This is a genomic window from Caulobacter sp. FWC2 (assembly GCF_002742625.1).
In the GTDB taxonomy this organism is placed as follows: domain Bacteria; phylum Pseudomonadota; class Alphaproteobacteria; order Caulobacterales; family Caulobacteraceae; genus Caulobacter.
On sequence record NZ_PEBF01000001.1, the window covers coordinates 3750349 to 3774169 of the forward strand.

The following is a 23821-nucleotide window of genomic DNA, read 5'->3' on the forward strand; positions in this document are numbered from 1 at the left end:
CCTACTCCTCCAGGGTCGAGGTATCGAACCCGTGGTAGAGGGACAGGAACCGGAACGGGTGGCCCTCGACATATTCCTTGAACATCACGTTGTTGATGTCGCTCTGGGTGTCGAAGGTTCCGACCTTCGCCCCCGGCGCATGCAGCTCCAGATGCCGGCGCGCCAGGTTCAGGGCTACCTGGTCGATCCAGCGGGTGACGGTCGCGCGCGAAAGCCGATCATCCAGATAGGCCCGCAGCCAGCGCAGCAGGATCGACGTCTCCGGAGTCGGTCGCGCCAGCACCAGGTTGGCGGTGATGCGCGAGCCGGCCTGGAAGTTCTTGTCGTTCAGGTTCAGCACCAGATCGGCGTCGGTCCACTGCTCCAGCAGGTCGGCGACGCCGCGCTGCAGCAGCAGGTCGATGTCCGACACGAAGACCGGCCGTTGCAACAGGTCCAGCAGGCCGCCCAGGCGCTGGAAGCGCACCGACTGGTAGTGGGCGACCGGGATCTCGATCAGGCCCTTCGGCGGCGCCTCGAAGCACTGGGTGGTCACCGTAGAGGCGTCGAAGTCGTCGCCGACGAACACCACGCGCGGGTCGTCGATCCGCACCGTCGCGGCCGCCTCGGCCAGCTTGCCCGAGCCGCCGATCACATGAATCAACACCAGGAACGGCACGTCGCTGTGCTTGAGCACCGACAACGCCAGCCAGCGGCCGTACAGCTCCACATAGCGAGGGTCACCCGCCGCGAAGAACACCACCTGTGCGCCCAGGGCGTTGGCGTGGGCCTTCAAGCCCTCACCGTCCAAGGTCTGGCCATCGCCGGTCAGGAAGGTCTGCGGGCCGTCGTCAGGCGCGGGCGAGGTCGGACCGTCCAGCTCGGCGCCGGTCAGGGCGTCCATCACCGCGCGGTAGTGATTGACCCAGTCGCCCCACTCCGGGCCGGGCGACTCCATGCCCATGGCCGCGGCCTCGGCCAGCAGTAATTCGAACAGCTCCAGGCGCTCGCGGGTCAGGGGTTCGCAGAGGATCAGGCTGACGGCGTCGTGGTAGAACTTCATCCGGCCCAGCGGATGCAGGCCCGCCTGCGTATCGCGCGCCGTGCCGATGGCCTTGGCCAGCTCGGCGGCGACGTCCAGCGCGGGCTCCTGCGACGGCGCGGCGGCCGGCGGCGCCTCGGCCGGCACGCCCTCGAAGAAGCGGCCCAGAAGGGCCAGGGCCTGGGCGCCGACTGGCAAGGTCCCCTCGCCCAGCATCACCGTGAAGTTCAGGCCACCGCGCCAGCCGACCTGCAGCTCGAAGCGCTGCGGGGCCTGCGCCCAGACGGCTTCGCCCGGGAAGGTCAGGTGCTCGAGCAGAGGCGTCTTGGGGGCCAGCACCAGGGCGCCGTCCAAGTGGTCGGCGGCCCAGCGATGATGGGCGAAGCCGCGATAGGCGCCTTCGGGCTTGACGGCCTCGAGATAGCGCGACGGCGTGGTGATCCAGCCGGTCTCGGCGATCAGCGGCAGGCGCTCCAGCAGCACGGACGGCCGGGCCAGGGTCTGGACCACGTGCGTGGTGAGCACACAGTCGAAACGGCCCTCGCGCGCGACATGAGCCAGCACGGCGCGATAGGTCTCGGGATCGGAAAGGTCGCCGGGGAACTCGGCGTCCACCCCGCCCAGCGCGGCGTCGCGCAGATCGTCCGGCCAACGGGGCGGACCGGCGCCAACCATCAGGATGCGGAAGTCCGGGTCCTCGGCTTTGCATCGCCGCAGCTGGTCCACGAGACCCGATAGATCGCCCAAGCTCGCCAACTGGCCGAACTGCGACGGCCGCGTCGCGCGACGTTCGAACAGATCAGCCGGCGAGACTTGGCTCACGAAGCGCCGCCTTCCCAAAGCCGGCCGTCGGAGGGGATGGCCTTGACCCGATCGCGCCGCGCCAGCTCCTGGCGATAGAGGCCGTGCAGGTCCAGCTCGGTCTGCATCTCGCGATCGTCCCGGTCCAGCGAGAGCCCGATGCGGAAGTAGCTCTCGAGATTGGTCAGGTTGGGTCGCGGTGTTTGGCCGGCCTGATGCTCGGCGATCATCTCGAAGTACAGGTCTTCCAGCTTGCCGGTCAGGAGGTCCATGTTGAACAACACACAGCTGTCGCGGTTGGCCTCCAGCGTGGCGCGCAGAGCCTGGGCCTGGGCGCGGTCGGCGCCGAGCTCGACGGCCTTCTCGACATAGGCCTGCGCGCTGTCGACGACCAGTTCGGGCAGGCCGGCGCTGCGCACCAGGCTGCCGCAGACCCGCGAGGCGAAGCAGCGGCCCGACCAGGTCAGGACCGGCACGGCCATCCACAGCGCGTCCGAGGCCGTCGTGTGGGCGCCATAGGGCGTGGTGTCCAGGAACAGATCGGCCAGGCGATAGCGAGCCAGGTGGAAGGCGTTCTGAAGCTTCTGGGCGAAGACCAGGCGGGTGCGATCCACGCCCCGCGCCTCGGCCGCGTCGCGCAGGCGGGCGTTGGTCTCGGGATTGCTGTCCAGCAGCCACAGCACACTGCCCGGCGTGCGCTTGAGGATGTCCATCCACCGGTCGAAGACGTGCGGCGTGATCTTCTGCGTGCCGTTGAAGCAGCAGAACACGAAGGCGTCTTCGGGCAGGCCGGTCTCGGCGCGGGTCGGGACGGTCTCCTCCACCTTCCGGCGCCGGTCGTTGGGCTGGTAGCAGGGGATCCGGCGCACGGCCTCGGAGTAGTAGAGCTCCATCTCCGGCGGGATGATCCACGGATCGGCGATGATGTAGTGATGGTAGTCGCTGCCCATCGTGCCGGGATAGCCCAGCCAGTTGACGAGGATCGGCGCCGGACGGCGGGCGAAGACCGAGGTGCGGGCGTCGCGGGTGTGGCCGTTGACGTCGACCAGGATGTCGATGCCGTCGTCGACGATGCGTTGGGCGGCTTCGTCGTCCGACAGGGGGCGAATGTCGGTGAAGTGCTCCACCGCCGCGCGGATGCGGGTGTTCAGGCCATCGCTGGACTCCGGACCGCAATAGTAGGCGAACACCTCGACCTTGGACTTGTCGTGGACCTCGAACAGCTCGGCCATCAGGTAGCCGACGGCGTGGTCGCGCAGATCTGAGGAGATGTAGCCGATGCGCGGACGACGGCCGGCGATGTCGATCGGGGCGTCGCTGCGATCCACCCGGACTTGCTCGGGCGTAACCTTGGCCTCGCGCTCGACGAAGTTGGCGCCGGCGGCCAGCAGCAGCAACGGGTCGTCCGTATAGGCGGCGATCGAAAGCGGATTGACCCCTTCCAGCAGGGTCTCGCGGGTTACGCGCTCAGTCGGCTGCAGGGCCGGCCACTTGCACTGCGACAGGCGCGTGGCGACCAGCTGGCCGATCACGTCCATGGCCGTAGGGTCCAGTTCGGCCGCGCGCTGCAGGGCCAGTTCAGCGCGGGCCGACTGATGCATGTCGCCCAGCAGGCGCGCGATCTGCTTGAGGCAGGTGAAGGCGTAGCCGGCGCCGACGCCGCTGATCACGACCTGGCGGTTGGCGCCCGCCTCCCAGGTGGCGACGGCCAGCTCGGCCAGACCGGCCCGCTCCTGGATGCCGCCCAGGTTCACATAGGCCGGCAGGAAGTCGGGATTGATCTTGATGGCCTGTTCCAGAGAGGCCGCCGCGCCCGGGTTGTCGCCCAGAGCCGCCTGCAGGACCGCGCGGTTGAACAGCGCCACCGACAGCTGCGGATGCTCGGCGTTGAACTTGATCCAGATCTTGTAGGCCTGGTCGGCGAGGGCGGGCTGCCCCCCTGCCCCAAGGTCGGACGCAAGGGTGATCAGGTCGCCCAGCGAGCACCCTTCGGCGGTCAGCGTACTGAGGAGGTTCAGCGTAACGTCGGCCATTGTCTTCCTGAAACCGATAGGCGGCGGACAGGCGTGCGCGAAAGCCGCGCGCGAGTCAGCGCTGCGTGATCATGGCATGGGGTTGGGAACTCGACCAATGCCAGAGCGCATCGATCGGAGGCTATCCGCCGCCCGGGTCTCGCAGACCCGGGCGGCGGACGGGATCAGCTCACGGTCAGATAGGCCGAGATCTGGGCGTCGCTCAGGCTCTGCACCTGGGCGGTCGTCAGGGCGTTGGCCTGGGTCGTGGTCAGCGCCGCGATGTTGGTGGTCGACAGATAGTCTAGCTGGGTGGCGGTCAAACCGGAGATCTGCGTGGCTTGCAACTGACCGATCTGGGTCGTGCTCATCGCGTCGATCACCGTCGTACCCAGGGCCCCGAGCTGGGTGCTCGTCAGGGCCGCCAGCTGCGAGGCCGCCAGATCGCCCACGTCGGTCACCGACAGGCCCTTCAGCTGCGAAGCTGTCAGCCCCTTCACCTGGGTCGTGGTCAAAGCCGCGGTCTGGGTCGCGTCCAGGGCCGAGATGTTGGTCGGCGACATCGCCGCCAGTTGCAGGATGCTCAGCGCCGCGATCTGGGTGTCGATGAACTGGCCGACATCGGTCGAGCTCAAGGCCGCCAGCTGGCTCGCGACGATGCCCTTCACCTGGGTGGCGTTCAGAGAGCCGACCTGAATGGCGTCCAGGGCCGAGAAGGCCGTGGTCGACAGGGCGCCGACCTGGGTGGCGGCCATCTGAGCGATTTGGGTGGTCGACAGCGTCCCGGCCTGGCCCGCGCTCAAGGCGCCGACCTGAGGCGCGGTCAGGGCGGCGACCTGGGTATCGGCCAAGTCGCCGATATCGGTCGTCGACAAACCCTTCACCTGATCAACGGTCAGGCCCTTGATCTGGGCCGTCGTCAGCGCGGCGGTCTGGGCGGCGTCCAGGGCCGAGATGTTGGTCGCCGAGATCAGCGCCAGCTGGGTCGGGGCCAGGTTGGCGACCTGGGTCGTCGTCAGCTCACCGATGTCGGTGGTGTTCAGGCCCTTCAGTTGGTCGGCCGTCAGACCCTTGATCTGGGTCGTCGTCAGCGCGGCCACCTGGGTGTCGACCAGGGCCGAGAAGGCGGTGGCGGTCAGGGCGCCGATCTGGGCCGCCGACAGCGCGCTGACCTGAGTGGTCGAAAGCTCGCCGATGTCGGTCACGGTCAAGCCCTTGACCTGTGCGGCCGTCAGCCCCTTCAGCTGCACCGGGCTCAGCTTCGCCATCTGGGTGACGTTTAGGCTGGAGAAGCCGGTGGGCGTCATGCCGCCCAGTTGGGTCGAGCTTAGCGCTTCCACCTGGGTGTCGGCCAGGGCGGCGATGTTGCCGGTGGTCAGACCGCCCATCTGCTGCGCGGTCAGGCCCTTGATCTGGGTCGTCGTCAGCGCGCCGAGCTGGGTGTCGCTCATCAGGGAGACGTTGGTCGCAGAGATCGCGCCCAGTTGGGTCGACGTCAGGCCGCCGATCTGGGTGGTCGACAGTTCCTGCAGCTGGCTCGGGACCAGGGCGGTGATCTGGGCGGCCGCGAGCTGGCCGATCTGGGTCGCCGACAGCTCATCGATGTCGGTGACCGACAGACCCTTCAGCTGGGTCGTGTTCAGCGCCTGGAGCTGGGTGTTGACCAAAGCCCCGACCTGGGTGCTGGACAGCGCCGAGATGTTGGTGGCCGACAACTGCTTCAGCTGATCCGCAGTCAGCGCCTGGATCTGGGTGGTCGAGAACTTATCGATGTCGAAGACCGTTAAGCTCTGCAGCTGGCTAGGCGCAATGCCCTTGATCTGGGTAGCGTTAAGCGCCGCGAACTGGGTTGGTTCCAGCTGCGAGAAGCTCGTGGTGCTGAAAGCGCCGACCTGCAGGGCAGAGAGCCCCTGAATCTGTGTTTCGCTCAGCAGGGGAAGCGCACCGATCGGGGCCAAGCCCTTGATCTGGGTGGCAGTCAAACCCTTGACCTGGGTCGAGGTGATCGCGGCGAAGTGGGTGGCGTCCAGATTGTTCAGCGCGGTGAACTCGAAGCCGCTGAGCTGGGTCCCGCTAAGCGCGCCGATGGCCGTTTCGCTCAGCTCCGTCGCGTCGAGGCCCATTCCAGAGATCTGCGTCGCCGCCAGACCCTTGACCTGGGTTGTCGTAAGGGCTGCGGTCTGGGTGGGGTTCAGCGCCTTGAGGTTGGTCGCCGACAGGGCGCCGACCTGAGAGGAAGACAGCGCGGCGAGTTTGGTCTCGTTGAAAGTAGCCAGAATGCCTTGCGGCAGCGCGCCGATCTGAGCAGTCGTCAGACCAGGGATCTGGCTGGCTTGCAGGTAGTTATAAAACTGGTTGGCGAAGTTGCTGATCGCTTCCTTCTTGATCGCGCCGATCTGGCTGGTGGTCAGCGACTGCATCGCCGTTGCGTCGAGCGAAGCGATATTGGTCGCGTTGATCGCGCCTATCTGCGCCGTCGTCAGATTGCTCAGCTGCGTGCCGGTCAGCTCGTTCAGCAGGTTGCCGGAGACAGCGCCCATCTGAGAGACCGTCAGCGCTTTAAGCTGGGTCGCCGTGAAGGCTTGGGTCTTGGTCTCGTCAAGGCTCTCCAGCAAGTTCGCCGACAGCGCCGACAGCAGGTTAGTCGACAGGGAGCCCGCCTGGGTTGCGTCGATATAGTACAGGAAGCCGCCGGACAGACCATTTGCCTGCGTGCCGGTCAGACCCGCCATCTGGGTGGTTGTCAGGGCGGCGACCTGGGTCGAGTCCAGAGCATTGAGGGTAGTGGTGGTCAACGACCCGATCTGCGAGGTGGACAGATTGGCCACCGCAGTCGAGAACTCGTAGGTGTTGACGCTGTCCAAGGCCTTGAGCTGGGTGGCCGTCAGCCCCTTGATCTGGGTCGCGGTCAGGCTCTGCACCTGGGTGCCGTCCAGGGCCAGGAAGGCGGTGTTGCTGAGCGCGCCGACCTGGCTGGCGGTCAGACCCGAAAGCTGGGTCGTCGACAGCTCATGCACCTGGGTGTCGGCCAGGGCGCCGATCTGCAGAGCCGAAAGCGCGCCGATCTGGGTCGACGACAGCTCGTCGATGTCCGTGACCGACAGGCCCTTCAGCTGGGTGGCGCTCAGCGCCTGGATCTGGGTGTTGGCCAGAACCGCGACCTGGGTGTCGGCCAGGGCCGAGATGCTGGCCGCCGAGAGGTTTTTCACCTGGTCGGCCGACAGGGCCTGGATCTGAGTCGTCAGCAGTTCGCCGACGTCGGTGGTCGTCAGGGCCTTCAGCTGGTCGGCCGTTAGGCCCTTGATCTGGGTCGTCGTCAGGGCCGCCATCTGATTGGCGTCCAAGGCCGAGAAGCCGGTGGCCGTCAGCGCGCCGACCTGCGCCGCCGAGAGCGCGTTGACCTGGGTGGTCGACAGCTCACCGACGTCGGAGATCGTCAGCGCCTTGAGCTGCGAGGCCGAGACGCCCTTGATCTGGGTGGTCGACAGCACGCCGACCTGGGTGGCGTCCAGGGCCGAGAAACCCGTGACCGAGAGCGCGCCCAGCTGGGTCGGCGTCAGGGCCTTGACCTGGGTGGTGGAGAACTCGGCGATATCCGTCGAGCTCAAGGCCACCAGCTGCGAGGCGGTCAGGCCCTTGATCTGGGTGTCGTTCAGCGCGCTGACCTGGGTGGCGTCCCAGGCGGCGAACTTGGTCGCGCCCAGCGCCCCGATCACCGAGGCGCTGAGGCCCGAGATCTGGGTGGTCGAAAGGTCCGCGACGTTCAGCGCCGAGATCTGGCCGGTCGACAGTGCGCCGATCTGCGTCTCGTTCAGCTCGCCGATGTCTGTGACATTCAGACCGGCGATCTGGGTGTTGGTCAGACCCTTCATCTGGGTCGCCGTCAGGGCCGCGGTCTGCGTGGCGTCGAGGGCCGAGAGATTGGCCGGCGCCAGGTTCTTGATCTGGTCAGCGCCCAAGGCGCCGATCTGGGTCGCGGACAGTTCGCCCACGTCGGTGAGGGACAGACCGCCGATCTGGGTGGCGGTCAGGCCCTTCATCTGGGTCGCCGTAAGCGCCGCGACCTGGGTGTCGGCCAGGGCCGAGAAGTTGGTCGCCGACAGCGCGCCGATCTGGACGGTCGACAGGGCCGACAGCTGCGTCGTGTTCAGCTCGCCGATGTCGGTGACAGACAGACCCTTCACCTGGGCGGTCGTCAGGCCCTTGATCTGGGTCTCGTTGATCAGCGCGACCTGGGCCGAATTCAGCGCGGAGAAGCTGGTCGCGGCCATGGCGCCCAGTTGGCTCGCGCTCAGCGCCTGGACCTGCGTATCGGCAAGGGCGGCCACGTTGGTGGTCGTCAGCGCCGCCACCTGGGCGGTGGTCAGGCCCTTCAGCTGGGTCGAGGTCAGGGAACCCATCTGGGTGGCGTCGAGCAGGCTGAAATTGGTCGCCGTGATCGCGCCCACCTGCGTGCCGGTAAGGGCGCCCAGCTGCGTGGTCGAAAGCTCCTGAACCTGGGTCGAGGCCAGGGCGGTCAGTTGGGCGGCCGACAGCGCACCGACCTGGGTCGCCGACAGCTCGTCGATGTCGGAGACCGAAAGGCCCTTCAGCTGGGTCGTGTTCAGCGCCTGGATCTGCGTGTTGACCAGGATGGCGATCTGGGTGTCGACCAGGGCCGAGATGCTGGCCGCCGAGAGGTTCTTGATCTGGTCCGCCGTCAGGGCCGAGACCTGCGTGGTCGACAGTTCGCCGATGTCGGTGACGGTCAGGTTCTTCAGCTGATCAGCCGTGAGGCCCTTGATCTGGCCCGTCGAGATCTGCGCCATCTGGGTGGCGCTCAGGGCCGAGAAACCCGTCGAGGTCATGGAGCCCAGCTGGGTCGCCGTCAGGGCGCCGATCTGGGTGTCGGCCAGGTCGCCGATGTCGGTCGTCGACAGAGCCTTCAGCTGCGAAGCGGTAATCCCCTTCATCTGCGTGGTCGTCAGGGCCGCCGTCTGGTTCGCGTTCAGCGCGGTGAAAGCCGTCGCCGTCAGGGAGCCGACCTGGGCCGCGCTCAGGGCGCTGATCTGGGTCGTGGCCAGCTCGCCGATGTCGGAGGCCGTCAAGGCCGCCAACTGGGCGCTGGTCAGGCCTTTCACCTGGCTCTCGGTCAGCGAGCCGACCTGCGTGGCGTCCAGGGCCGCGAAGTTCGTCGCTGACAGCGAGCCAACCTGGGTAGCGGTCAGCTGGCCCAATTGAGCCGTCGAAAGGCTCTTCACGTTGGTAAGGTTCAGAGCCGACAGCTGCGAGGTCGCCAGGGCGCCGATCTGCGTGTCGGCCAGCTCGGCGATGTCGCTGGCCGTCATGGCCTGCAGCTGGGCCGCGGACAGACCCCTCACCTGCGTGCTGCTCAGCACCGCGACCTGGGTGTCGACCATCGCCGAGACGGCGGCCGTGCTCAGGTTCTTGATCTGGTCGGCGCTCAGCGCCTTGACCTGGGTGGTGGTCAGTTCGCCGATGTCGGTGGTCGTCAGGTTCTTCAGCTGATCGGCCGTCAGACCCTTTACCTGGGTCTCGGTCAGGGCGGCCATCTGGTTGGCGTTGAGCGCCGAAAGGTTGGTCGTGGACATCGCGCCCAGCTGGGCGGTCGTCAGGGAGGCGACCTGGGTGGTCGACAGTTCGCCGACATCGGTGGTCGTCAGCGCCTTGATCTGATTGGCGGTCAGGCCCTTGATCTGGGTCTCGTTGATCAGCGCGACCTGGGTGGCGTTCAACGACGAGAAGCTGGTCGTCGAGATCGCGCCCAGCTGGGTCGACGAGAGGCCGCCGATCTGGGTGTCGGCCAGATTGCCGACATTGGTCACCGTCAGGGCGCCCACCTGCTGGGCGGTCAGGCCCTTCAGCTGCGTCGTCGACAGGGCGCCCAGTTGCGTGGCGTCCATGAGCGTCAGGTTGGTCGTGCTGACCGCGCCCAGCTGGGTCGAGGTGAGGCCGCCGATCTGGGTGGTCGTCAGCGCCTGCGCTTGGGTGGTGGCCAGCACGCCCAGTTGAGCGCTCGTCAGGCCGCCGATCTGGGTCGACGACAGTTCACCGATGTCGGTGACCGTCATGCCGCGGATCTGGGTCGCGCTGATGCCGGCGATCTGGCTGCTGTTCAGCCTGGCGACCTGGGTATCGGCCAAGGCCGAGAACGCGGCCGCCGTCAGCGAACCCACCTGGCTGGGCAGCAGGGCCTCGACCTGGGTCGTGGACAGCTCGCCGACGTCCGTGACGCTCAGACCCTTCAGCTGGTCGGCCGTCAGACCCTTGATCTGGGTCGTCGTCAGCGCCGCCACCTGGGTGTCGGCCAGGGCCGAGATGTTGGTGGAGGTGATGGCGGCCAACTGGCTGGTCGCCAGGGAGCCGATCTGGGTCGTCGTCAGCTCGCCGATATCGGTGGTCGTCAGGGCCTTCAGCTGGTTGGCCGTCAGACCCTTGATCTGGCTCGTCGACAGGGCCGCCACCTGCGTGGCGTCCAGGGCCGAGAACGCGCCCGTGGTCAGCGCGCCCAGCTGGGTCGCGCTCAGGTACCCGACCTGCGTGGAGCTCAGCTCGCCGACGTCGCTGACACTCAGGGCGGACATCTGCTGGACCGTCAGGCCCTTGATCTGATTTTCGTTCAGCCCGCCGACCTGGGTCGCATCCAGGGCCGAGAGGGCGGAGGTCGACAGGGCCGCGATCTGGGTCGAGGCCAGGATCGCGATCTGGTCGGTCGACAGCGTCGCGGCCTGACCCGTGGTCAGGGCGCCGAGCTGACCAGCGCTGAGGCCGCCGACCTGGGTCGAGGACAGCTCACCGATGTCGGTGCCCGTCATGGCCTTGATCTGGTCGTTGGTGACGCCCTTGAGCTGCGTCGCCGTCAGCACGGCCATCTGGGTGGCCGCCAGGGCAGAGAACGCGCCCGTGGTCAGCGCGCCGAGTTGAGCGGCCGACAGAGCGCCGACCTGCGTCGTCGACATCTCGCCGACGTCAGTGGTGGTCAGGCCCTTGATCTGCGCCGCCGTCAGGCCGGCGACCTGGGTGGTGGTCACCGACCCCATCTGGGTGGCGTCCAGCGCCGACACGTTGGTCGTCGACAGCGCCGCGACGCGATCGACGCCAAGGGCGGCGATCTGGGTGCCCACCAGCTCGCCGATGTCGCCGACGCTCAGGCTCTTGGCCTGGACGACGCTGACGCCCTTGATCTGGTCCTGGCTAAGCGCGGCGATCTGGGTGCCGACCAGGCCCGAGAAGTTGGTCGCCGAGAGGGCGCCGATCTGGGTCGAGCCGAGGCTGGCGATGTGCGAGGTGTCGAGGGCCGCCAGCTGGGTCGAGGTGAGCGCCGAAACCTGGTTGGTCGAGAGCTGCGTCAGCTGGGTGACGTCGAAGACCACCGAAGTCGCGAACTTCGGGATCTGGGTTGTCGTGAGAGCCTTGACCTGGGTCGTGCTGAGCGCGGCGACCTGGGTGTCGGCGAGCGCGCCGATCCCCGTCGCGCTGATCGCGGCGATCTGCGAGCCGTTGAGCGACTGGATGTCCGTCGTGGACAGCCCCTGGATCGCCGTGACCGAGAGGTTCGAGATCTGCGCTGCAGAAAGGCTCGAGATCGACATTCATCCATCCTTGCTGGGCCGACACGCGCTTTCGCGCGCACGACGCAAACCATGGAGACGCCCCCCAAAATCAAGCGCCCCGCAACAAGCCCAACTATGGCTTGATTCCGGTAACCATATTTCCTTTCCAAGTCCTTTCAACGAGACATGCCGACGCAGCGTAATACCTGCCATGCGTGTGTTCACGCGGACCTTTATTTCCGAGTGCTCGGATCGGCCATAAGCCTTATAGGACAAGGCCTTGGCCTGTCCCTGCATCGTCCGTTCACAGCACCTGAGCAGCCAAGATTTAGCTTAGCGCGCACTTAACGCGGACGCCTCGAAGCGAGGCGATGGCCCGATTCACGCCTCAATTCCTAACAGCGCCGATTCGGGTTCACCCCTGCCCGGCGGCCAGAAGCTCGAAGCTGGCCATCAGGCCGTCGACCGACGAATTGGCCAGCCAGACGTCGAACATCCCCGGCTCGACGACCCAGTAGTCGTTGTCGCCGACGAACATCAGGTTCTCGCGCTTCAGATCGAACCGGACCTCGCGCTCGGCGCCCGGCGCCAGGGAGACGCGCTGGAAGCCCTTCAGCTCGCGCACCGGCCGGGTGCGGCTGGCGACCTTATCCCGGATATAGAGCTGGACGACGTGGTCGCCGTGCAGATTGCCGCTGTTCTTGACCTTGGCGGTCACATGCAGCGTGTCGGTCCAGCCCAGCCGCGCCGTCGAGAGCTTCATGTCGGTGACGTCGAAGCGCGTGTAGCTGAGCCCGAAGCCGAACGGATAGAGCGCATCGTTGCGGATCGAGCGCCACCGCGCCTTGTACTCCTGGCCATTCGGATCGGCCGGAGCCGGGCGCCCCGTAGTACGGCCGTTGTAGAAGAACGGCTCTTGGCCGCTGTCGATCGGGAAGCTGACCGGCAATCGGCCCGAGGGGTTCACGACTCCGAACAGCACGTCGGCGACGGCATTGCCCATCTCGCTGCCCAGGAACCAGGTCGCCAGGATCGCGGGGGCGTCGCGGACCACGCCCTCAAGCTGGATGGCGCGGCCGTGGCGCAGCAGGACGATGACGGGCTTGCCGGTGGCGGCGATCGCTTCGGCCAGGCGCTGCTGCACCGGCGGGATGCGGATGTCGGTGCGCGACTTGGCCTCGCCCGTCATGTCCTGACTTTCGCCGATGGCCAGTAGGACGATGTCCGCGGCCTGTGCGGCGGCGACGGCGCGTTCGAAGCCGTCGGCGATGGTAGTCTCGACCTCGCAACCGCGCTCAACGAGCAGACTTCCCGGATCGGCCAGCTGGGCGCGGACACCGTTGGCGAGGTCCACGTTCAGGCGACGATCGGCGAAGAAGCCGCCCCAGGCGCCCAACACGTTATCGCGGTCATCCGCGAACGGACCAATCAAGGCCAGCCGCTTGCCAGCCTTGGGCAGGGGCAGGAGGGCGCGATCGTTCTTCAGGAGCACGATTGAGCGCGCGCCGGCCTCGCGACTAAGCGCGCGCAGGGCGGGCGTGGCGGTGCGGGCCGCCTCGTCGCGCGGGTCCAGCGAGCGGTAGGGATTGTCGAAAAGGCCGATCGCTTCCTTCAGGGCCAGAACCCGGCGCACGGCCGCGTCGACCGTGGCCATCGGCACCGCGCCTGAGGCGACCAGTTCCGGCAGGTAGCGATTGTAGAGGCCGCTCTGCATGCTCATGTCGACCCCGGCCAGGATGGCCAGGCGCGCGGCGTCGCGGTCGTCGGCGGCGTAGCCGTGGGCCACCAGCTCCTGATCGGCCGTGTAGTCCGAGACCACCACGCCCTTGAAGCCCCACTCCCCGCGCAGGATGTCGGTCAGCAGCCTCCTGTTGGCCGTCGCCGGGACGCCGTTGACGTCGTTGAAGGCCGACATGGTGGTCAGGGCGCCGGCCGCGAAGGCGGCCTGGAACGGCGGCAGGTGCACCTCGCGCAGGGCGGCCTCGGAGACCTCGACCGAATTGTACTCCATCCCCGCCATCACCGCGCCGTAGGCGGCGAAATGCTTGGGCGTGGCCAGCATGCTGTCGTCGGCCTTGAGATCCTTGCCCTGGAAGCCGCGCACGCGGGCGGCGGCCATCATCTCGCCGAGATAGGTGTCCTCGCCGGCGCCCTCCGCGACCCGGCCCCAGCGCTGATCCCGGGCGACGTCCACCATCGGCGCGAAAGTCCAGTGCAGGCCCGAGGCGGTGGCCTCCATCGCCGTGGCGCGGGCGGTGCGCTCGGCCAGGTGCGGGTCGAAGCTGGCGGTCTCGCCCAGCGGGATCGGGAACACGGTGCGGAAGCCGTGGACCACGTCGGCCGCGAATAGCAGCGGGATCTTCAGGCGCGAGTCTTCGACCGCGGCCTTCTGGGTGTCGCGCGCGGCCTGGGCCCCAACCCCGTTGAACAGCGCCCCGATCCGGCCCGCCCTCACCTCGGCCAGCAGGATCTCGGCGTTACGGATATTGACCAGCGGATTCATGTCGCCGATCGGCGGCCGGATCATGTCGGCGAAGCACGACAGCTGGCCGGCCTTCTCCTCGATCGTCATCTGGGCCAGCAGCCCCTCGACGCGATCCGACGCCCGGGCGAAGGCGCGGGGGGCGGAAACGGCCAGGCCCATCAGGGCCGCGGCGCTGGACAGGAAGGCGCGCCGGTTCGGCCCCTGCGGGCCGCCGTTCGTCGTCTTCAAAGCCATGGAATCCCCCGGGGACGCTTTACGAGGCCGGCAAAATTGCCGCTAAAGCTTCCCAGCGCAACAGCGCTCGCCTATTCGGCGGGGTGCAGCACCGTCTCGGCCGGAACGCGAGCGGTGTTGTAGACCTCGAGATCCAGGATCCCCTCGCGCTTGGCCACGATGGTCGGGACCAGCACTTGACCCGCCACGTTCACGGCGGTGCGGCCCATGTCCAGGATGGGGTCGATGGCCAGCAGCAGGCCCACGCCTTCCAGCGGCAGGCCCAAGGTCGACAGGGTCAGGGTCAGCATCACCGTCGCGCCGGTCAGGCCCGCCGTGGCGGCCGAACCGATCACCGAGACGAAGACGATCAGGAAATAGTCCGACAGGGCCAGGTGCACGCCGAAGAACTGCGCCACGAAGATCGCGGAGATCGCCGGATAGATGGCCGCGCAGCCGTCCATCTTTGTGGTCGCGCCGAACGGTACGGCGAAGGCGGCGTAGGCGCGCGGCACGCCCAGGCTGGTCTCGGTCACCGCCTCGGTCACCGGCAGGGTGCCGATCGACGAGCGCGAAACGAAGCCCAGCTGGATCGCCGGCCACGCGCCCTGGAAGAACTTCACGGGGTTGAGGCCGTTCAGCGCCAGGATCGTCGGATAGACGACCAGCAACACCAGCCCGAGACCGATGTAGATCGCGCCGGTGAAGGCGCCGAGCTGGCCGAGCGTCGTCCAGCCGTACTGCGCCACGGCGTTGCCGAACAGGCCGACGGTGCCGATCGGCGTCAGGCGGATCACCCACCACAGCACCTTGCGCACGATCGCCAGGGCCGAGGCGTTGAACTTCAGAAAGGCCTCGCCCGCCTCGCCGACCCTCAGGGCCGCGACGCCAGTCACCAGCGAGATGACCACGATCTGCAGAACGTTGAACGACAGCGAGGTGGTGGCTGCGCCTGCGTCCGAAATCTTGGTCGAGGCGGCCAGGCCCAGGATGTTTCCAGGGACCAGGCCGGTCAGGAAGTCCAGCCACGAGCCGTGGGTCTTGGGCGCCTTGGCGGCGGCGGCCGCGACGGTGGTGTGCAGGCCCGGCTGCAGGATCAGGCCCAGGGCGATGCCGATCAGCACGGCGATCAGGGCGGTGACCGCGAACCAGAACAGCGTCCGCCAGACCAGGCGGGCGGCGTTCTGCAACTGGGCGATATTGGCGATCGAGGCGACGATGGCGGTGAACACTAGCGGCGGCACCAGGGTGCGCAGCAGCTGGACGAAGATCGAGCCGACCTGATGCAGGGTCTCGGCCAGGGCATAGCCCGCCTGCCCCTCGTCCGGCCCCAGGTTGCGGGCCAGCAAGCCCAAACCCAGGCCGACCACCATGGCGGCCAGCACCTGGACTCCGAACCCGCTGATGAAACGGCTGCTCTTCGGCTGGGCGACGGCCATGCGCGATCCTCGACGATATTGAGGACGGAATGTCGTGCCGCGTGATGGGAATTGCGAGCGAGGTTTTCCGGTAGCCGCCCCCAGGAAAACTGAAACGGAGCCTGTGCCTAAAGACGCGGCAGTCACATCCCCGGGCTGAAGACAAAAAGAACCCCGGGAAGCCGCGCTTCCCGGGGGGCTTGCAGGTGGTTCTGTTCGGAAAAGTAGCGGCGACCTAGTGGCCGCCGGCCACGCCTTCCTGAATCTCGTGGGTCGGGGCCTTCTTGGCGACGATCGCGAACCACAGGACGTAGACGTAGCAGACCAGCGGGGCGATGAAGCCCATCGAGATCGAGCCGGTCAGCTCCTCGATCTTGGCGAAGGCCAGCGGCAGGAAGGCGCCGCCCACGATGGCCATGCACAGCAGGCCCGAGGTCGCCGAGGTCGGCGCCGAGGACCGTTGCAGGGTCAGGGTGAAGATCGTCGGGAACATGATCGAGTTGAACAGGCCGATCAGCAGGGCCGCGAAGGCCGGGATCAGACCCGACGTCATCGGGGCCGAGGCCAGCAGCAGGTTCACCGTGCCGGTGTGCGCCGTGGGGGTCATGTCCTTGGTCAGGATGACGACCAGGCACAGCGCGATGGCGCCGACGGCCACGGCGGTAAGCAGGGCGTAGTCCTTGATCGTCTTCAGCATGGCCGAGCCGGCGAAGCGGCCGATCATGGCGAACACCATGTAGAAGGTCGTCAGCTTGCCGGCCTGCTCGGACGGGATGTCCAGAATGCGCGACTGCTCCAGGAACAGCAGCAGGTGCAGCGAGATCGCCACCTCGGCGCCAACATAGAGGAAGATGCCGATCGCGCCCAGGTTCGCCCACTTCGAGGTCAGGGCGGTGAACGGATTGACCAGTTGGCCGGTCTTCGGCGCCGCATCGGTGATCTTCTGGCGGACCAGGAAGATCAGCAGGATGAACAGGGCCAGGCCAATGCCGATCACGAGATAGACGTTCGAGACGAAGCCCAGGGCCTGCTCGCGCATGGCCTGGGTGATCACCACGCCCTTGGTGAAGATCTCGCCCTTGAGCAGGAAGTTGGCGCCGAACCACAGGCCGCATGCCGCGCCCAGCGAGTTGAACGCTTGCGACAGGTTCAGTCGGAACGACGCCTCGTCGGGCTTGCCCATCGAGGCGATCAGCGGATTGGCCGCCACCTGCAGCAGGGTCACGCCCGAGGCCATCACGAACAGGCCGACCAGGAAGACGCCGAAGGTGTGCAGCTTGGCCGCCGCGATTGCGATGAAACAGCCCGCGACGATGCTGCCCAGGCCGACCATGACCGACTTGGCGTAGCCGAGCTTGGACAGGAACGCGGCCGACGGCAGCGACATGATCCCGTAGGCGATGAAGAAGGCGAAGCCCGTCAGGCTGGCCTCGACGGGGCTCAGGGTGAAGACCGTCTTGAAGGTCTTCAGCAGCGGGTCGAGCAGGTTGGTGACGAGCGCCCAGATAAAGAACAGGCAGGTCACGTAGACTACGGCGAGCTTGACGCCCCCGCCCTTGCCTACGTCTTTGGTCGTGGTTTTCGCGATCGCGGCGTCGGTCATCGGACGGCGCCCTCAAGGCTGTATTTCAACGCAATCACTTCACCACTCCCTAGTGACGTTTATTCGTGGAATCCGTCTTTGCGCGGACGCGCCATTCACAGGAAGCGTGACAACGTTGTCAACCACAAGCCAAATTTTTCCGCGCTTGAGGGCGCGACAACAGGAACCGCTCCGCCCTTCTGTCGCTTGATCCTGCGAAGTGGGAGTTTCCTATGTCGGCTCTGATGGTTCTTCTGATTTCCAGCGTCTTCGTGCTGGCGGCGATGGTCGGCCTGGCCGACGCGCTGGTGCACTTCATCGGCTGGAGCATCGACCGCCTGAAGACGCCCCGCGAGGCCGTCGAGGCGGGTCAGTCGCCGGCGCAGGGAATCACGGCGTAACGCTCGGCGGTCATCCGGCGGCCGTCCAGGTCGGCGTGGAACGACGCCTTGGGCGTCCAGTCGCGTGCGGCAAGGCCCGGGGATAGCGGCTGATCATTCCATCGGGGCCAGATGATCCAAGCCGGGGCGTCGGGCGCGGCGCAGAAGGCGCGGACCTTCTCCAGGCTCGGCGGCGGCGCGCGCGAGGCGGCGACGGTCAGTGGCCTGATGGAGTCGCGCCCCATGAGGCGCGCCTTCTCCAGACGCCCGGCGCGCCGCCAGAGCTCCAGCGCGAGAGGTTCGGAGAATACCACGCCGGCGCTCTGCACCGGGCTGAACCAGTTCGGCCGGCCCATCAGCAGCCACGGCTCGACATCGCCCGACAGCCACAGCACCGCGCCAGGCCGTGATGCGGTCATGGCGACCAGCGCGGGATCCCTGCCCGCGTCGCGATCACGGACATAGGCCGAGCGGTCGTCCCAGAGCAGAACGGCAAGCAGCCCGATCACGACGGCGCCAAGGACACGGACGATCGCGGGCGGCGAGGTCCAACCCCGCGCGAGCCAGACGCCGAAGCAGACGGCGATGATCAAGGCCGGGACGTCGCTGAACCAGAAGGCGTTCTGGCTATAGGCTCCTGTCCTGGCGAACTCGGCGACGAGTCCAGAGCCTGTCAGCGCGGCGCAGGCGACCACGGTCGTAGCGATCAGCCCCACGGCCGCCGCCGAGATCAGGTCCGGACGACCGAAGCGCGCCTTGTCACCCACGGCCGCGAACAACACGCCGATCGGCGCGACCAGCAAGCCGAACGCGCCTACGTCGCGGACCATCCACGCCATGCCGATCAGGGCCAGACCGAGCAAACCGACCGGTCCACGCCGGGGCAGTTCGGCGCTGAGCAGCGCCAGACACGCCAGGGCCAGCACGGCCAGCGGCTGCAGCGTGCGCCAGCTCTGGACCTGCAGGAACAGGATCAAAGATAGTCGGTCGCCCAGCACCGCGACCATGGCGACTCCGACCAGACCGGCGATCAGCGCCCCCAGCGCCAGGCGACGCGAAGCGCCTTGCAGCAGGAGCGCCGCCCCCGCGACCGTACAGGCCTGCACGGCCAGGCGACTCCAGGCCTCGATCGGCCAGAGCGACGGGAACAGGAACGGGCTGCGAGCCTCGACCACCGCGCGCCAGGCCGGATCCATGAGGGTGATCAGGCGGTCGGCGACCGGCAGATGCGCCAGACCCGCCGCCATGACGACGCCGGCGCCCACCAAGGCGGCCCACAGCCAGCGGCGATCCTCGAAGCACAGCGCAATGCCGATCGCGGCGGCCGAGCACAGGCCCATGATCGGATGGAACAGCATGCCGACGACGCAGAGCCCAAGGCCCAGCCAACGCCGACCGGACAGATAGGCGGCCATGCCGGCCAGACCCGCAGCCTCGACCAGGCCGCGCGGCGTGGCATAGGCCTCGCCGAAGCCGATGACGTTCATCGGGCCGTACAGCGCCGGCAAGGCGACCAAGAAGACCAGCGCCGCCCAGCGCAGGCCCGGCGACCGGTCGGCCAGGAAGCGCTCGACCATCAGCGCCGCCGCCGCGAACCACAGCGTCAAGGTCACAAGCACGATCGCCATCGTCGCGCCCGACAGGCCCAGCAGGGCGATCAGGCGCGCCAGCATCGGCGTGTAGAGGCTGAAGCCAAACTGCCCGTCGTGGACGAACATCAGGTCCCGCCCGACGCCGGCCGGATCCAGCTTGGCCAGGGCGTCGGCCACGTAGAGGCGGCCGTCGTGGTGGATGCCGAGATAGGGACGGCTCAGCAGGAACAGCCCAAAGGCGGCCAGCCAGCCCAGCCAGCGGCTATCGGCGAGGTTCTTCAGCTGGCTCACGGTTCGACGGAATTGACGCCCGCAAGGCTTTTGGGAGCCTTGAACAGCAGCGCCCGGCGGACGGTGAAGTTGAATACGAAGACGATCCCGGCGGTCGGGATTTTGGCCAGGCCGGGGCTCAGGTGCAGCGCCTCGACCCACAGGGCCATCAGGCCTTGAGTCAGAACCAGACCGGCCAGACCCACGCCGACGAAGCCGACGAACTCGCGCCGGCGGTCAGCGACCGGGCGGTGGCGAAACACCATCGAGACCGACAGCAGATAGGTCGCGGCCATGCCGCTGACGAACCCCGTCGCCGAAGCCACGAGATAGTTCACGCCCAGCGCCGTCAGCGCCAGCAGCAGGCCCCAGTCCAGCCCCAGCGCAAGGGCGCTGGCTAGGCCGTACAGCGCCAGTTCCTGCAGCCCTTCAGGCAGAAGCCGCCAGAGCCGGATCATGATCAGGCGGCGACCTTGGTGGGAACCAGGCGTTCGCTGCGCAGGGCCTCGCGGGCGCCGGAGACGCCGGCCTCGCCGTACTCAGCGTCCTCATTGACCTCCCACACGTCGTGCAGGGTCTCGCCGGCGATGATGTTCTCGGCCGTCAGCAGGCCGGTCATCATGGCGTGGTCCTGGTTGTTGTACTTGTGCATGCCGTTGCGGCCGACGAGGTGCAGGCCCGGGAAGTGCATCTTCAGATCCAGACGGATCATCTTGATGTGCTCGGCATAGGCGTCGTCATAGACCGGATAGGCCTTGTGCTGGCGCACCACGCAGGCGTCGTAGACGTCCGCCGGATCCATCAGGCCGATCTTGGCGATCTCGCGCTTGGCCTGGGCGACCAGATCCTCGTCCAAAGTGACCCACAGGCCGTCGCCCTCGAAACAGAAATATTCGAGACCCAGGCAGGTCGAGACGCCGTCGGGGATCATCTCGGGCGACCACGAGCGGAAGTTCTGCACACGGCCGACCTTCACCGACGGATCGTGGATGTAGATCCAGTTGTCCGGCAGCTCCTTCTGCGGCTTGCCGATCAGCACCACGGTCAGGAAGTCGCGGTACATCAGTTCGCCGGCGTGGAAGACGCTGATGGGGGTCGGGCTGACCGACTGCATCAGTTCACGGATCGGCGCGGACGAGACGACGTCGTCGGCCGTGTAGATTTCCTTCTTGCCGTCGGCGCAGGAGACGCTGACGGTCCAGATCTTGGCAAGCTTGTCGTAGTGCAGGCCGTCGACCTTGCGGCCCATGCGAACCTGCCCGCCCAGGGCGGTGACCTTGCGGGCGCAGGCTTCCCACATCATGCCGGGGCCCTTGCGGGGATAGCGGAAGCTCTCGATCAGGGTCTTGGGCGCGCCCTCACCCATCTTGGCCTTGACGCCGAGCGAGCGCTTGAGGCCGTCGATGATGGCCGAGGCCAGGTCCAGACCCTTGATGCGCTGGCTGGCCCAGTCGGCCGAGATCTCGTCGCAGCTCATGCCCCACACCTTCTCGGTGTAGGTCTTGAAGAAGATCGAGAACAGCTTCTCGCCGAACTGGTTGCGGACCCACTGGTGGAAGGTGGTCGGCGCCGCGATCGGGTTCAGCTTGGCCCAGCCGAAAGAGGCCATGCACTTGGTCGCCGTCCAGACGCCCAGGTTCGCGAGCGCCTCGAAGGCCTTCAGCGGGTAGGCGTAGAACTTCTCGCGGTAATAGATGCGCGACAGGCGCGGCCGGTCGATGAAATCATCGGGCAGGATCTCGTTCCAGAGGTCGACGATCTCCTTGCTTTTCGAGAAGAAGCGGTGGCCGCCGATGTCGAACTTGAAGCCCTTGTAGTCCACGGTCCGGCTGATGCCGCCGACATAGGTCGGGTCCATCTCCAGCACGGTCACGGCGCGGCCGGCCTTGGCCAGGGTGTAGGCGGTCGTCAGGCCGGCAGGGCCGGCGCCGATCACCAGGGTCTCCACGTGCTGGCCCATGCGGCCGTCTCCTAATCCCGTTTCGATACAGGATGCCGGCGGATGGTTAAGGCGGGGTCGCGAGGCTTGGTGAATCCCGATTAATCGTGAATCCGGGACGATCGGTCGCGGGGGCTGTTTATCGGGGGTGACAGGCGCGAAAGGCGACGCTAGGCTTGCCGTGATGACCCTCGCCGCCAGCCAACAGCTGTTTTGGTATTTTAGCTATCCGACGCCTCTGGCGCCGGGAGGGTTTCGTTCGGCCTGACATCAGGCCACCAAGAACACCTTCACCAGCCGCCAGGGGTTCCCCGGGCGGCTTTTTTCCATGGCCGCCGGACCTCGCCAGATCTTCCGGAGTACGCCATGCCTTCCTCGACCGCCGCCCATCTCGTCTCGCTGCCGGTCCCCACTGACGACCTGCGCATTGAAAAGCTGCAGACCCTCAGCCCGCCCGCCCAGGTGATCGGCGAGGCGCCAGCCAGCTCGTCGATCGCCGAGATCGTCGGCGACGCGCGCACGGCCGTCCACGAGATCCTGCATGGCCGCGACGACCGCCTGGTGGTGGTGATCGGCCCCTGCTCCATACACGACCCGAAGGCGGCCCTCGACTATGCCCAGCGCCTGGCCGCCGAACGCGAGCGCCACGCCGGCGAGTTGGAAGTGATCATGCGGGTCTATTTCGAAAAGCCACGCACCACGGTGGGCTGGAAGGGCCTGATCAACGATCCGGACCTGGACGGCGGCTTCCGGATCAATGAGGGCCTGCGCCTGGCGCGCCGAGTGCTGCTGGACATTAGCGCCCAGGGCCTGCCGACGGCCTGCGAGTTCCTGGACGTCACCACCCCGCAATACATAGCCGACCTGGTGGCCTGGGGCGCGATCGGCGCCCGCACGACCGAGAGCCAGATCCACCGCGAGATGGCCTCCGGCCTCTCCTGCCCGGTCGGCTTCAAGAACGGCACCAATGGCGACGTCAAGGTCGCGGTCGACGCGGTCACCGCCGCCTCTCAGCCGCACCATTTCCTGGCCGTGACCAAGGAGGGCCGCGCCGCCATCGCCACCACGACCGGCAATGACGACTGCCACGTCGTTCTGCGCGGCGGCAAGACGCCGAACTATGACGCCGCCAGCGTGGCCGCCGCCGCGCAAGCCGTGGCCAAGGCCGGCATGCCGGCCCGGATCATGGTCGATGTCAGCCACGCCAACAGCGGTAAGAACCACGAGAACCAGCCGGCCGTCGTCGCCGACGTCTGCGCCCAGGTGGCGACCGGGACCTCGCCGATCATGGGCGTGATGATCGAGAGCAACCTTGTCGCCGGCCGTCAGGACATCGTCCCCGGCCAGTCCCTGACCTACGGCCAGTCGGTCACGGACGCCTGCGTCGACTGGGCGACCTCGGTGACCCTGCTCGACCAGTTGGCCTCGGCGGTTCGAGCCGGGCGCGAGGCGCGCAAGGCCTAGCGGAGCGAGACGTGAACGGCGGGCGATAAGTCGACATCCCGCCGTTCGCGCATCCTTCTGCCCACGAGACGCGTTGTGAAGCCCGAGGGACCTTCACCAAAGCGAAGTTCACATGACCCGTCTCGTCATCATCGGCCTGGCCCTCGGCGCCATCGCCCTTCCCGCGACGCTGGCGCCCACGGACGCCGACGCCGCCACCTGCCGCAGCCGCAAGGCCACAGGAACCATCATCGGCGGCCTGGGCGGCGCTCTGGTCGGCAACGCCATCTCCAAGGGCGGCGGCGGTCTGCTGGTCGGCGGTGTCGGCGGCGCCCTGGTCGGCCGCGAAGTCGGCAAGAGCGGCTGTCGCACCCGCACGGCCTATTACAGCTCCGGCTCCAGCTATCGCGCCGCCTCGCCGGCGCCTGCGCGGCCCGCGCCGGTCCGCCAAGTCTATTACGACCACATGGGCAACCCGGTCGCCACCGGCGAAGTCCGCGACGGGACTTTCCAGCAGGTTTCCGCGCCGGCCGGCGGGACGTGCCGCAACGCGACAGTCTCCTACTACGACGAGCGCGGCCGCCTGGCCCAGCGCCCGGTCCAGATCTGCCCCCGCTAGAAATCCGGAAATCAAAACGATGATCCGCCAGCCCGTGATGGCCGCCCTGGCCCTCGCCACCCTCGCCCTGGCCGCCTGTGAAAACGGGCATGAGGCCATGTCCAACCCGAAGATCTGCGCCGACTTCCGCAACAACGCCGGTCCCGGCGCTGCGGCGGCCTCGGATCCGTCGACGCCGGTCGACGAGTGCGCCCGCCGCTGGGCCTACAGCCTGGCCGGCTCAAAGGACGGCGCCGAGATCGTGGCCGAGGCGGTCGTGGCCGCCTGCGCCCCGGTGCTGAGCCGCTGGAATCAGGCCTCGCTGGGCCAAACCGCCAACAGCGGCGAGCAGGCCCTGAGCCTGACCACCGGCCAGCCGACCAATCCGCTCGCCGAACACAGCAGCTTCGCCCAGGGCCGCGCGCTGTTCTACGTGGTCCAGGCCCGCGCCGGCCGCTGCAAGCCGCCGCCCGTCACCAACGGCTTGCCCGCGGGTCTCTAGAACTGTCGGTTT

The 23821-nt window shown here is 67.5% G+C and carries 14 protein-coding genes; 5 read left to right on the plus strand and 9 right to left on the minus strand.

Translation table 11 applies throughout. The features are described from left to right. Position 1 precedes the first annotated feature (1 nt). From CSW62_RS17905 to CSW62_RS17930, 6 genes are all read right to left on the minus strand, one after another. Positions 2-1843, minus strand: a complete 1842-nt coding sequence (locus tag CSW62_RS17905; protein ID WP_233206717.1) for an FkbM family methyltransferase — start codon at positions 1841-1843, stop codon at positions 2-4. After that, on the minus strand, positions 1840-3855 hold the full coding sequence (locus CSW62_RS17910) for an N-acetylglucosamine transferase (RefSeq protein ID WP_099580119.1): 2016 nt from the start codon (positions 3853-3855) through the stop codon (positions 1840-1842). The genes CSW62_RS17905 and CSW62_RS17910 overlap by 4 nt, the downstream gene beginning before the upstream one ends. 164 nt (positions 3856-4019) lie before the next feature. Continuing rightward, positions 4020-11426 carry an ice nucleation protein gene (locus CSW62_RS17915; protein WP_099580121.1) on the minus strand — a complete coding sequence of 2469 codons (7407 nt, stop codon included), beginning with the start codon at positions 11424-11426 and terminating at the stop codon, positions 4020-4022. Between the two features lie 376 nt (positions 11427-11802). Next, on the minus strand, positions 11803-14106 hold the full coding sequence (locus CSW62_RS17920) for a glycoside hydrolase family 3 N-terminal domain-containing protein (protein WP_099580123.1): 2304 nt from the start codon (positions 14104-14106) through the stop codon (positions 11803-11805). Between the two features lie 71 nt (positions 14107-14177). Then, positions 14178-15524 (minus strand): dicarboxylate/amino acid:cation symporter, encoded by a 1347-nt coding sequence (locus CSW62_RS17925; RefSeq protein ID WP_099580125.1) that lies wholly within the window; start codon positions 15522-15524, stop codon positions 14178-14180. Between the two features lie 214 nt (positions 15525-15738). Then, the gene (locus tag CSW62_RS17930; RefSeq protein ID WP_099580127.1) at positions 15739-17106 is read right to left on the minus strand and encodes a sugar MFS transporter; all 1368 of its coding nucleotides are present in this window, start codon (positions 17104-17106) and stop codon (positions 15739-15741) included. A gap of 212 nt (positions 17107-17318) precedes the next feature. On the opposite strand from CSW62_RS17930, the gene CSW62_RS26450 reads away from it, so the two are divergent. Beyond that, the gene (locus CSW62_RS26450) at positions 17319-17486 is read left to right on the plus strand and encodes a hypothetical protein (RefSeq protein ID WP_158235464.1); all 168 of its coding nucleotides are present in this window, start codon (positions 17319-17321) and stop codon (positions 17484-17486) included. Here the strand turns inward: CSW62_RS26450 and CSW62_RS17935 are convergent. From CSW62_RS17935 to CSW62_RS17945, 3 genes are read right to left on the minus strand one after another with little or no spacing between them, the layout of a single operon-like run. Then, positions 17456-19348 (minus strand): hypothetical protein, encoded by a 1893-nt coding sequence (locus CSW62_RS17935; protein ID WP_099580129.1) that lies wholly within the window; start codon positions 19346-19348, stop codon positions 17456-17458. The genes CSW62_RS26450 and CSW62_RS17935 overlap by 31 nt on opposite strands. Further along, the gene (locus tag CSW62_RS17940) at positions 19345-19785 is read right to left on the minus strand and encodes a GtrA family protein (protein WP_099580131.1); all 441 of its coding nucleotides are present in this window, start codon (positions 19783-19785) and stop codon (positions 19345-19347) included. Before CSW62_RS17940 ends, CSW62_RS17935 begins: the two co-directional genes overlap by 4 nt. Positions 19786-19787: 2 nt before the next feature. Then, entirely contained in the window at positions 19788-21287 is a 1500-nt protein-coding gene (locus tag CSW62_RS17945; protein WP_099580133.1) for an NAD(P)/FAD-dependent oxidoreductase, read from the minus strand. Between the two features lie 163 nt (positions 21288-21450). On the opposite strand from CSW62_RS17945, the gene CSW62_RS26195 reads away from it, so the two are divergent. The 4 genes from CSW62_RS26195 to CSW62_RS17960 all read left to right on the plus strand — a co-directional run bounded on the left by CSW62_RS26195 (position 21451) and on the right by CSW62_RS17960 (position 23809). Further along, positions 21451-21534: a hypothetical protein gene (locus tag CSW62_RS26195; RefSeq protein ID WP_125156646.1), complete on the plus strand. Its 84-nt coding sequence runs from the start codon at positions 21451-21453 to the stop codon at positions 21532-21534. Positions 21535-21632: 98 nt separating this feature from the next. Beyond that, positions 21633-22730 (plus strand): 3-deoxy-7-phosphoheptulonate synthase, encoded by a 1098-nt coding sequence (locus tag CSW62_RS17950; RefSeq protein WP_099580135.1) that lies wholly within the window; start codon positions 21633-21635, stop codon positions 22728-22730. Positions 22731-22842: 112 nt separating this feature from the next. Continuing rightward, complete coding sequence (locus CSW62_RS17955) at positions 22843-23328, plus strand: hypothetical protein (RefSeq protein ID WP_099580137.1); 486 nt, start codon at positions 22843-22845, stop codon at positions 23326-23328. A gap of 19 nt (positions 23329-23347) precedes the next feature. Beyond that, the gene (locus CSW62_RS17960) at positions 23348-23809 is read left to right on the plus strand and encodes a hypothetical protein (protein ID WP_099580138.1); all 462 of its coding nucleotides are present in this window, start codon (positions 23348-23350) and stop codon (positions 23807-23809) included. Positions 23810-23821: the final 12 nt, after the last annotated feature.